The 11435-nt window shown below is 74.5% G+C and carries 7 protein-coding genes and 1 pseudogene; 4 read left to right on the top strand and 4 right to left on the bottom strand.

Features of this window, described 5'->3' with window-relative positions; translation table 11 throughout:
• Nucleotides 1–19 precede the first annotated feature (19 nt).
• Nucleotides 20–1066: a LacI family DNA-binding transcriptional regulator gene (locus Q3W71_RS01750; RefSeq protein ID WP_302917505.1), complete on the top strand. Its 1047-nt coding sequence runs from the start codon at nucleotides 20–22 to the stop codon at nucleotides 1064–1066.
• Nucleotides 1067–1167: 101 nt separating this feature from the next.
• Here Q3W71_RS01750 and Q3W71_RS01745 read toward each other — a convergent pair whose 3' ends face one another.
• Both Q3W71_RS01745 and Q3W71_RS01740 read right to left on the bottom strand, forming a co-directional pair.
• Nucleotides 1168–2391, bottom strand: a complete 1224-nt coding sequence (locus tag Q3W71_RS01745; RefSeq protein WP_302917504.1) for an acyl-CoA dehydrogenase family protein — start codon at nucleotides 2389–2391, stop codon at nucleotides 1168–1170.
• On the bottom strand, nucleotides 2391–3503 hold the full coding sequence (locus Q3W71_RS01740) for a phosphotransferase family protein (RefSeq protein WP_302917503.1): 1113 nt from the start codon (nucleotides 3501–3503) through the stop codon (nucleotides 2391–2393). The genes Q3W71_RS01745 and Q3W71_RS01740 overlap by 1 nt, the downstream gene beginning before the upstream one ends.
• Before the next feature lie 150 nt (nucleotides 3504–3653).
• Here Q3W71_RS01740 and Q3W71_RS01735 point away from each other — a divergent pair, with 150 nt between their 5' ends.
• Both Q3W71_RS01735 and Q3W71_RS01730 read left to right on the top strand, forming a co-directional pair.
• Nucleotides 3654–4355: an amino acid-binding protein gene (locus Q3W71_RS01735; protein WP_302917502.1), complete on the top strand. Its 702-nt coding sequence runs from the start codon at nucleotides 3654–3656 to the stop codon at nucleotides 4353–4355.
• 120 nt (nucleotides 4356–4475) lie between these two features.
• Nucleotides 4476–5693 (top strand): GNAT family N-acetyltransferase, encoded by a 1218-nt coding sequence (locus tag Q3W71_RS01730; RefSeq protein WP_302917501.1) that lies wholly within the window; start codon nucleotides 4476–4478, stop codon nucleotides 5691–5693.
• Here the strand turns inward: Q3W71_RS01730 and Q3W71_RS01725 are convergent.
• Nucleotides 5684–7243, bottom strand: a pseudogene (locus tag Q3W71_RS01725) (aldehyde dehydrogenase family protein); the annotation flags it as partial. The gene Q3W71_RS01730 and the pseudogene Q3W71_RS01725 sit on opposite strands and share 10 nt — an antisense overlap.
• Nucleotides 7244–7668: 425 nt before the next feature.
• Complete coding sequence (locus Q3W71_RS01720; RefSeq protein ID WP_302917500.1) at nucleotides 7669–8445, bottom strand: LPXTG cell wall anchor domain-containing protein; 777 nt, start codon at nucleotides 8443–8445, stop codon at nucleotides 7669–7671.
• A 388-nt stretch (nucleotides 8446–8833) separates the two neighbouring features.
• Between Q3W71_RS01720 and Q3W71_RS01715 the strand changes: the two genes are divergently transcribed.
• On the top strand, nucleotides 8834–11413 hold the full coding sequence (locus Q3W71_RS01715; protein WP_302917499.1) for a glycoside hydrolase family 9 protein: 2580 nt from the start codon (nucleotides 8834–8836) through the stop codon (nucleotides 11411–11413).
• Nucleotides 11414–11435: the final 22 nt, after the last annotated feature.

Genomic DNA, 11435 nt, shown 5'->3' with positions numbered 1-11435 from the left:
GACGTCGGAGGAGCAGACCATGACAACGCAGCGCACCCGGTCGCTCGGCCGCCCGACCCTCGACGCCGTCGCCGCCCGCGCCGGCGTCGGCCGCGGGACGGTGTCCCGCGTGGTCAACGGCTCGCCCCAGGTCAGCCCGGAGGCCCGGGCCGCGGTGCAGCAGGCCATCGCCGAGCTGGGGTACGTGCCGAACCGGGCCGCCCGCGCCCTGGTCACCCAGCGCACCGACTCGGTCGCGCTGGTGGTCTCCGAATCCGGTGACCGGGTCTTCACCGAGCCGTTCTTCGCCGGCATCGTCCGTGGCATCAGCTCCGCGCTGCTGGAGACGCCGATGCAGCTCTGGCTGGCCATGGCGCAGTCCCCGGTGGAGCGGGAGCGGGTCGAGCACCACCTGACCAACCAGCACGTCGACGGGGTGCTGCTGCTGTCGCTGCACGACGCCGACCCGTTGCCCACCCTGCTGGAGGAGCGCGACCTGCCCACCGTGCTGGGCGGCCGCCCGGCCCGGATGCTGCAACCGGGCGCCCAGCCCGCCTGGTACGTCGACGTGGACAACGTCGGCGGCGCCCGCCGGGCCGTGGAGTACCTCGCCGGCCGGGGGCGGCGGCGGATCGCCACCATCGCCGGCCCACAGGACATGGGCGCCGGCCTGGCCCGGTTGACCGGCTACACGGAGGCGGTCCGGGCCGCCGGGGGCGGGGTCAACCCGGACCTGGTGGCGTACGGGGACTTCAGCGAGGAGAGCGGGGCGGCCGGCATGCGGCGGCTGCTGGAGGTCTGCCCCGAGCTGGACGCGGTCTTCGTCGCCTCCGACCTGATGGCGTTCGGCGCGCTGCGGACGCTGCGCGAGGCGGGCCGGCGGGTGCCCGAGGACGTGGCGGTGGTGGGCTTCGACGACGCGCCGGTGGCCCGGCAGGCCGACCCGCCGCTGACCACGGTCTTCCAGCCGGTGGAGGAGATGGGCCGGCAGATGGCCCAGCTGCTGGTCGCCCGGATCCGCGGCGACGAGATCCCCGCCCCCCACATCCTCCTCGACACCCAACTCGTCGAACGCGCCTCCGCCTGACCCTCCACCCTGCTCCCCGGTGACCATGAAGTTGTTGGCGTGACACGCCGGTGTCGGGCGCAACACCTTCATGATCACCGGCTTGAGGGCCGGGGAGGGGGTTAGGCGGGGGGTGGGGTGTGGCGGCGGAGTTCGCGGCGGGCCAGGGAGGCGCGGTGGACCTCGTCGGGGCCGTCGGCGAGGCGCAGCGTGCGGGCCTGGGCCCAGAGCGCGGCCAGCGGGGTGTCCTGGCTGACGCCGGCGCCGCCGTGCGCCTGGATCGCCTTGTCGATCACCCACTCGGCCATCGCCGGCGTGGCGATCTTGATGGCCTGGATCTCGGTGTGCGCGCCCTTGTTGCCGACCGTGTCCATCAGCCAGGCGGTCTTGAGCACCAGCAGCCGGGCCTGCTCGATGCGCACCCGGGACTCGGCGATCCACTCCCGCACCACGCCCTGCTCGGCCAGCGGCCGGCCGAACGCGACCCGCTCGCCGGCCCGCCGGCAGAGCAGTTCCAGGGCCCGTTCGGCCATCCCGACCAGCCGCATGCAGTGGTGGATGCGGCCGGGGCCGAGCCGGGCCTGGGCGATGGCGAACCCGGCCCCCTCCGCCCCGATCAGGTTCTCCGCCGGCACCCGTACGTCGACGAAGTCGATCTCGGCGTGCCCGCCGTGCGGGGCGTCGCTGTAGCCGAAGACGGTCATGCCCCGGCGGACCGTGACCCCCGGGGTGTCCCGGGGGACCAGCACCATGCTCTGCTGCCGGTGGCGGTCCGCGCCCGGGTCGGTCTTGCCCATCACGATGAAGACCTCGCAGCGCGGGTCCATCGCCCCGGACGACCACCACTTGCGACCGTTGATCACGTAGTGGTCGCCGTCGCGGGTGATCCGGGTGGCGATGTTGGTGGCGTCGGAGGAGGCCACCTCCGGCTCGGTCATGCAGAACGCCGACCGGATCTCGCCCTCGAGCAGCGGCTCCAGCCAGCGCTTGCGCTGCGCCTCCGAGCCGAACTCGGCGAGCAGCTCCATGTTGCCGGTGTCCGGCGCGGCGCAGTTGACCGCCTCCGGCGCCAGGTGCGGGCTGCGCCCGGTCAGCTCGGCGAGCGGGGCGTACTGGAGGTTGGTCAGCCCGGCGCCGTAGCGCGGGTCGGGCAGGAAGAGGTTCCACAGGCCGCGCTTGCGCGCCTCGGCCTTCAGCTCGGCCATCACCGGTGGCCGGGCCCACGGGTCGCCGGCGGCGGCCACCTGCTCGGCGTGCACCGGCTCGGCCGGGTAGACGTGCTCGGTCAGGAACGCGGTCAGCTCGCCGCGCAGCTGTTCGGTGCGGGCGTCGTACGCGAAGTCCATCAGCGCTCCCTGGCGGCGGTCAGCCCGTGCGCGACCAGCGGTGCCACCATCTCGCCGATCCGGTCGAAGCCCTCGCCGAGGGTCTGCCCCAGCGTGTGCCGGTAGTGGATGCCCTCGCAGATCACCGCGAGCTTGAAGCAACCGAGCGCGACGTGCCAGTGCAGCGGGCCGACGTCGACGTCGCCGCGGCCGGCGTAGCGCTCGATCAGCTCGTCGCCGGTGGGGAAGCCGGCGCGCGGGCCGAGCCCGTCGGCAACCGGGTTGCCGGCCGCCGTCTCGCTGCCGCCGAGCACGTCCCAGTAGGTCAGCAGCAGCCCGAGGTCGGCCAGCGGGTCGCCGAGGGTGGCCATCTCCCAGTCCAGCACCGCCCGGACGGCCACCGGGTCGACGGTGGCGAGGAGGTTGTCCAGCCGGTAGTCGCCGTGCACGATCCGGCCCGCGTTGGCGCCCTCGGGAGCGGTGGCGGCGAGCAGGTCGCGCAGCTCCTCGATGCCCGGCAACGGCCGGCTGCGGGAGCGTTCCAGCTGCCCGGCCCAGCGGCGCACCTGCCGGGCGAGGTAGCCGTCCGGCCGGCCGAAGTCGGCCAGCCCGACCGAGGCGGGCTCGACGGCGTGCAGCGCGGCGAGGGTGTCCATCATCGCCATCGCCAGCTCCCGCCGCTGGTCGGAGGTGAGCGGGTCGGTCTGGGCGCGGGTGCGGAACACCTCGCCGGGCACCCGTTCCATCAGGTAGAACGGCGCGCCGATGACGTCCGGATCCGGGCAGTGCAGCAGGGCCGCGGGCACCGGCACGTCGGTGGGGGCGAGCGCGGAGATCACCCGGAACTCGCGGCCCATGTCGTGCGCGGTGGCCAGCACGTGCCCGAGCGGCGGGCGGCGCAGCACGACCTCGCGCTCCCCGGCGCGCAGCAGGTAGGTCAGGTTGGACTTGCCGCCGGCGATCAGCCGGGCCCGCAGCGGGCCGGTGGCCAGCTCCGGCCGGTGCTCGGCGAGGTAGCCGGCGAGCCGGTCGAGGTCCAGGCCGGCGGGGGACGAGGTGGGGGTGGAACCCCGCTCCGGCGGGGTGGCCGGGGCGGTCCCCGGCCGGAGCGCGTCGACGGCCGGATCGGTCATCCGACTAGTTGATGGCAGCCCGACCGGGTTGTCAAGGTGGGATTTTGCCCCCGGGACATGCCGCGGCAACAGGGACGAAATGGGCACCGGCCAGGCTGGTGCCCAGCCTGCCGGCCGCGCCGCCGGCCCCGCGAGCGGAGGGGTACCCAGATGTTGCTGCGAGTTCGGGTCACGCTGCCGGACCGTCCGGGCACGCTCGGCCAGGTGGCCCGCACCATGGGCGTCTCCGGCGCGGACATCGTCCAGGTGGTGGTGCTGGAACGGCTCGGCGGGCGGGCGGTGGACGACTTCACGGTGGTCTGGCCGGGGGCGGCCCGGGTGGAGCGGCTGCTGGCCGGCCTGGCCGCGATCCCCGGGGTACGGGTGGACGGCGTGTGGCGGGCGATCGGCGCGCCCACCACCACCGGCCAGGACGCCGAGCTGCTGGCCCAGGTGGCGGCGAACCCGGCCGACGGGGTGGCCACCCTGGTCGACGCGGTGCCCGGGCTGCTCGCCGCCGACTGGGCGGTCGCCGCGGTGGTGCCGCTGGACTGGGCCACCCGCGCCGGCGGCGGGGAGCCGACCGTCGGGCACGCCAGTTGGCGGGCGCCGGTCCCGCCGCGGCTGCCCGAGGTGACCCCGCTGCGCGCCCGGGCGGTCAGCGCACCCGACGGCGGTCACTTCGCGGTCGCCCCGTTCGGCCGGGCCGGGCTGGTGCTGGTGGTGGCCCGGGAACGCACCGACCCGCTGGCCGCGCCGGCGTTCCACGGCACCGAGGTGGACCGGTTGGCGCAGCTGGTCCGGGCCGCCGCGGTGATCCTCGGCGACCGGCTGGACCTGGTCGGCGTGCCGCCGGTGGTCGCCGGCCCCTGACCCGGGCCGCCGGGGCCGGGTGTGGCGCAGGTCGCGTACCCGGTTCCGCGGCCGTCACCCCGGGGCAACCGGCCGGCAACAGCCACCCGCGAGGGTCGTACCCGGGGAAGGGAGGCACCCATGACGTTGTGGCGGATCCGAGCCACCGTGGACGACCGGCCGGGCTACCTGTCGGTGCTCACGGCCAGCCTCGCGTTGCGCGGGGTCAACATCCTCACCGTGCAGGTGCACACCACCGAGCGGGGCGCGGTCGACGACTTCCTGGTCGACGCGCCGGACTCACTCGGCGAGGCCGACCTCGTGGCCGCCGTCGAGCGGGGACGGGGCCGGGACTGCTGGGTCGCCCGCAGCGAGGCGCGTGGCCTGGCCGACCAGCCGACCCGGGTGCTCGGGCTGGCCAACCGCCTGGTGCGCGACCCGGACGCCACCGGCGAGGCGCTGCGCTCGCTGCTCGGCGCGGACACGGTCAGCTGGCGGCCGGCGCCGGCCGGCGTCCGCAGCGGCATCACCGCACGCACCATGCTGCTGGCCGACTCGGGCGGCGGGTCGTTCGAGCTGCGCCGGGCCGCCCCGGACTTCACCCCGGCCGAGTACGCCCGGGCGCAGGCCCTGCTCGAGCTGGCCGCGACCGTCGCGCGCCGGGCCGCCGAGCAGGTCACCCTGGTGCTGCCGGACGGCGCCGAGGTGGGCGTACGCCCGGCCGGCGCGGACGACCTGGCCGGCGTGGTCGAGTTGCACGAGGCGTGCTCGGCGCGCAGCCGGTACCGGCGCTACCTGGGTGGGGCGGCGGCCCCGTCGCCGGCCCGGCTGCGCCGGCTGCTGGAACCGGCGCGCGGGCTGACCCTGCTCGCCACCGCGCCCGCCCGCCCCGGCGCGGGGGAGCCGGTGGTGGCGATGGCGAACCTGCTCGCCGAGGGCGACGAGGCCGAGGTGGCCTTGCTGGTGCGCGACGACTGGCAGCGTCGCGGGCTCGGCTCGGCGCTGCTGCGGCGGCTGGTCGGGCACGCCGAGCGGGCCGGCTACGCGGCGCTGGTGCTGCACGTGCAGGCGGAGAACGCCCCGATGCTGCGCACCCTCCGCCGCCTGCACCGCCCGGACTTGGCACCGACCGCGACGGCGCTCTGCCTCACCCTCACCGTCCTCTCACCACCCCCCACCCCCACCCCCACCCCCACCCCACCCCCGCCTGGGCCCCCGCTGACCGCCCCGCGCGATCTTGCACTTCGGCCCCGGCGAACCGGGCACATGCCGCGTTTCACGGGCCGGGAAAGTGCAAGATCGCGGGATGGGAGGGGGTGGGGAGGGGGGCGGGGGGGGGTGGGGTCAGGTGGCGGGTAGCTGCTGTAGTCGGGGAAGTTGCCGTAGAGGCGGGTGTCGCCGCCCTGGGTGACGGCCTGGACCAGGAGGTCGCCGCCGACGAAGGCGCCCTTCCAGGAGGCGCCCCGGCCGCCGAACGGCTCGTCCCGGTCGCCCCGGGAGCGGGGCTTGTTGATGCCCACCTTGAACGCCTGGAGGTCCACCGCGAGCTTGCCGGCCAACTCCTCGTCGTCGCAGGCGAGCGAGGCGACCAGCGCGCCGTTGGAGGCGTTCATCTGGGCCAGCAGCTCGTCGGTGGTGTCCACCACGACGATGGTGTCGACCGGCCCGAACGGCTCGGCGTGCATCAGCCGGGACCGGCCGGGCGGGGCGAGCAGCACCGCCGGCGCCACGTACGCGGAGGTGTCCTGCCCGTCCAGGAACGGCGCGCCGTCCAGCTTGCCCCGGTGCAGCGGCACCGCGCCGCCGCGTACCGCCTCGTCGACCTTGCGGCGCAGCTCGTCGGCCTTGGCGGCGCTGATCAGCGGGCCGAAGTCCAGCTCCGGCAGCGGGTCGCCGGCCCGCCAGGTCTCGTCCACCGCGAGTGGATGCCCGAACCGGACCGAGCGCACCACCGGCAGGTACATGTCGAGGAACTCGTCGACCAGGTCCCGCTGGACCACGAACCGGGGGTACGCGGTGCAGCGCTGCTTGCCGTACTCGAAGCCCTTCTTCAGGTGCCCGGCGAGCAGGTCCCACTGGGAGAAGTTCCAGACGCCCCAGGCGTTGAGCCCCTCCTGCTCGATGAAGTGCCGCTTGTCGGAGTCGAGCAGCGCGGCGGCCACCTTGCCGCCGTTGGACCGGCCGCCGACGAACGCCACCGCGCCGATCTCCGGCGCCCGGACCAGCACCTCGGAGAGCTCCTCGCCGCTGCCGGAGACGAGCGTGGCGGGCAGCCCGGCCCGGCGCATCAGCGCGTGCGCCACGGTGAGGCAGACCGCGCCGCCCTGCGACGGCGTCTTGGCGATGACCGCGTTGCCGGCCAGCAGCTGCACCAGCTCCGCGTGCACCAGCACGCTCATCGGGTAGTTCCAGGACGCGATGTTGCTGACCGGGCCGGGCAGCGGCTCCCGGCCGTCGGCGAGCATCCGGTCGATCTCGTCGACGTACCAGCGCACGCCGTCCAGCGCGCGGTCCACGTCGGCGCAGGCCAACCGCCACGGCTTGCCGATCTCCCAGACCAGCAGCAGGGCGAGCAGGTCGCGGTGCGCGGTGAGCGCGTCGAGCGCGTCGGTGACCCGGGCCTTCCGGTCGGCCAGCGGGGTCGCGGCCCAGCCGCGGTGCGCGGCGGCGGCGTGCGCCACGGCGGCCCGGGCGGTCTCCGCGTCCAACCGGGGCAGGTTGACCAGGACGGTGTTGTCCACCGGGGTGCGGACCGGGGTGGGCGCCCCGACCGCGCGCCAGTCGCCCTCCACGAGGTTGTGCAGGGTGATGACGCCGTCGGCCGGCGCGCCGAACGCCTCCGGGGCGGCGGCCACCGCGCGGGCCAGGGTGTCCGACCAGGCGGTGCCGTCGGCGAGTCGTAGAGCCATCGCGATCTCCTCAGGGTCGTCCGGAGAGCGGCGGCGTCGATGGCACCGCTTGGTGTCGCGTACTGTCGCGCGCCGCGCGGCGGCCGGGCAACAGTACGTTCGTATGCCGGAACGCGACGCCCGCGCCGCGCCGGCCCCGACCGCAGGTCGCGGCCGGTCCCGATTGGCCTGACCTGGGCGTACGCGGTCAGCGCATCCAGACTTATCGATAATGTGAGCTATCTCCGGGCGCCGTCGACCGGGTTACCCGTCGGTACGGATCTCGGCCCGAGGCGGATCAATTCCGGACCGGATGGACGGCGGCCGGATCGGCCGGGCGACGGCGACGGCCGCGCCGCCGAGTGCGCCGCGGCCGGCGGTGCGAGGCGGACATGCGAACGGCCGCCGGACGGGTGTCCGGCGGCCGTTCGGTGTGCTGCGTCAGATCAGCTGGTGAAGGTGACGTTGTCCCGGCGGCGGCGCAGCACCAGCAGGGTGCCGGCGCCGATCAGGGCCAGGCCGCCCAGCGCGATGCTGGTGGTCGCGACACCGGTCAGCGGCAGGCCGCCGCCGTTGTCGCCGCCGCCGCCCCCGGCGCCGGTGCTCTCCGACGGCGTGACCGAGGTCGACGGCGTGGCCGAGTCCGACGGGGTGACCGACGTGGACGGCGTGACCGACCCGGACGGCGAGGCCGGCGTGGTGGGCGTCGCGGGCGTGGTCGGCGTGGCCGGGGTCGTCGGGGTCGTCGGGGTGGTCGGCGTCGACGGGGTCGGCGTGACCGGGGTGCCGGCGCAGGTGTGGCTCAGGTTGAACCGGTCGGCGTCGCCGTCGACCGTGGCGCTGCCGTCGACCAGCGTCCACCCGGCCGGGGTGAAGACGTAGGCGTGCTTGACCTGCGGGTTCTTGCCGCCGGTCGAGTCGAGGAAGTCGGTGTAGGGGTCCGTGGGGTCGGGCACCTTCACCGTCACCGTGCCGGTGCCGTTCGAGAAGGTCAGCGTGAGGCTCTCGAAGTCGGCGCCCCCGGTGGGCAGCACGAAGTGCCAGCCGTCGTAGCCGTCCGGCAGGTTGTCGAACTTCTCGTCTCCGCACTCCTGCTGGAACTTCGCCGCCGTCGAGCCCTTGTGCGGCTCGTGCAGCGGGATGGTGGTGCTGGACGCCCAGGCGGGGGTAGCGATGGCGAGAAGGGCCGTGGCGGCGGCCGTGGAGACGGCCGCGCGCGCCACGCGCCGACGCTGTGGCATGAGGATTCCTCCGGAGTGGATCGAGGGGACAGCACATGATCGCACGGACGGTGACGGCCGTCGACATCAGGTGATCGGTCTGACCTGCGCGGACGTGCCGACGGAAGCGACCCGTTCGGGCAAATCCGCTACTCTCCGCAGGCGTGTCGCTGTAACGGAAAAGCGCGATGTGACGCTGCGGCCCGCTCCGGCCGGTGCGGGCGCGCGTCGGTGCGGGCCGGTCTTCCCAAACCGGCACGGGCGAGATTACATTGCTGATTGTCCATGGGAGCGCTCCCGGACCCGTGGCCCACCCCCCACCACCGCCGCCCGCAGCCCACGTCGGACCCGACGACGTCCCGCCCGGCGGCGCCACCGACAGGAGCACGCCATGTCCCACCCGAGACGGCCCGGACCGGCCGACCAACCCTGGCCGCGCCGCCTGCTGGCCGCCTGCGCCGCCCTCGCCACCGGGCTCGCCCTCGCGGTCGGCGTACCGGCCGCGCCCGCCTCCGCCGCGCCCGCTTTCAACTACGCGGAGGCGTTGCAGAAGTCGCTCCTCTTCTACGAGGCGCAGCAGTCCGGTCGGCTGCCGGACTGGAACCGGGTCTCCTGGCGCGGCGACTCGGCGCTGACCGACGGCGCCGACGCGGGCCTCGACCTCACCGGCGGCTGGTACGACGCCGGCGACCACGTGAAGTTCGGCTTCCCGATGGCGTTCAGCGCCACCATGCTCGCCTGGGGCGCGGTGGAGTACCGGGCCGGCTACGCCGCCACCGGTCAACTGCCGCACCTGCTCAACAACCTGCGCTTCGTCAACGACTACTTCGTCAGGGCGCACCCGGCGCCGAACGTCCTCTACGGACAGGTCGGCAAGGGCGACGACGACCACAAGTGGTGGGGACCGGCCGAGGTGCTGCCGATGGCGCGACCCGCGTACAAGATCGATGCCAGCTGTGGCGGCGCGGACCTGGCCGGCGAGACGGCCGCCGCGATGGCCGCCTCCTCGATGGTGTTCCGCCCCACCGACCCCGCCTACGCCGACACGCTGCTCGGCCACGCCCGGCAGCTCTACACCTTCGCCGACACGGTGCGGAAGAGCTACCACGAGTGCATCACCGACGCGACGAACTTCTACCGCTCCTGGAGCGGCTGGCAGGACGAGCTGGTCTGGGCCGCGATCTGGCTGCACCGGGCCACCGGCGAGGCCGCCTACCTGGCCAAGGCGGAGAGCGAGTACGACCGGCTCGGCACCGAGAACCAGACCACCACCCGGTCCTACAAGTGGACCATCGCCTGGGACAACAAGCAGTTCGGCGCGTACGTGCTGCTGGCCAACCTGACCGGGAAGCAGAAGTACGTCGACGACGCCAACCGGTGGCTGGACTACTGGACCGTGGGCGTCAACGGGCAGCGGGTGCCGTACTCGCCCGGCGGGATGGCGGTGCTCGACTCCTGGGGCGCGCTGCGCTACGCCGCGAACACCTCCTTCGCCGCCCTCGTCTACAGCGACAAGACCACCGACGCCACCCGCAAGGCCCGCTACAAGGACTTCGCCGTCCGGCAGATCAACTACGCGCTCGGCGACAACCCGCGCAACTCCAGCTACGTGATCGGCTTCGGGGCCAACCCGCCGCGCAACCCGCACCACCGCACCGCGCACGGCTCCTGGTGGGACAGCCAGACAGTGCCCACCGAGACCCGGCACACCCTCTACGGCGCGCTGGTCGGCGGCCCCTCCGCGGCCAACGACGCCTACACCGACAACCGCTCCGACTACGTGATGAACGAGGTGGCCACCGACTACAACGCCGGCTTCACCTCGGCGCTGGCCCGGCTCGCCCAGGAGTACGGCGGCACCCCGCTGGCGAACTTCCCCACCCCGGAGACGCCGGACCTGGACGAACTCACCGTGGAGACCACGGTGATGCAGGCCGAGCCGCGGGCCACCGGGCTGAAGGCGATCGTCTACAACCGGTCCGGCTTCCCGGCCCGGGCGCTCACCGACGGCCGGTTCCGGTACTACTTCCGCCCGGACGGCCCCGGCCCGGTGCAGGTCACCCCCGGCTACACCCAGGGCTGCCCGGCGCCGACCACCGCCCGGCAGCACTCCGGCGACATCTGGTACGTCGAGGTGGACTGCACCGGGCACACCATCGCGCCGGCCGGCCAGTCGCAGCACCGGATGGAGGTGCAGTTCAAGGTCGGCGTGCCGGAGGGCGGCACCTGGGACCCGAGCAACGACCCGTCGTACCAGGCCGCCGCCGGCCCGAACCGGAAGGTGCCGCTCTACTCCGGCAGCGCCCGGGTCTGGGGTGAGGAGCCCGGCCCCGCCACGCCGGACACCACCGCGCCGACCGTGCCCGGCACCCCGGTCGCCTCGGCGGTGACGCCGACCGGCCTCACCCTGACCTGGCCCGCCGCCACCGACGCCGGCGGCAGCGGGCTGGCCGGCTACGAGGTCACCCAGGAGCAGGTCGGCAGCGACGCGCTGGTCCTGCTGAACGCCACCACCAACTCCCTCGCGGTGACCGGCCTGACGCCGGAGCGGACGTACCGGTTCTCGGTGCGGGCCCGCGACGGCGCCGGCAACCGCTCCGCCGCCTCCCCGGTGCTGGAGGTGACCACGCCGGTCACCCCGACGCCGACCGCCGGCTGCCGGGTCGGGTACGTCACGAGCGACTGGAGCACCGGGTTCACCGCCAACATCAGCATCACGAACACCGGCACCACCGCCCTGAACGGGTGGAGCCTCGCCTTCACCTTCCCGAGCACCGGGCAGCGGGTCGGGCAGGGCTGGTCGGCGACGTACAGCCAGACCGGGACGGCGGTGACCGCGACGAACGTCTCCTACAACGGCGTGCTGGCGCCGGGGGCGTCCACCAGCTTCGGCTTCAACGGCACCCACACCGGCGGCAACCCGAAACCCACCGCCTTCACCCTCAACGGCGCCCCCTGCACCCTGGCCTGACCATCGCTCCGTCGAGATCTTG

The organism is Micromonospora sp. C28SCA-DRY-2, from assembly GCF_030519475.1.
Lineage (GTDB): Bacteria > Actinomycetota > Actinomycetes > Mycobacteriales > Micromonosporaceae > Micromonospora.
This window is presented reverse-complemented; position numbering and strand designations above follow the sequence as displayed.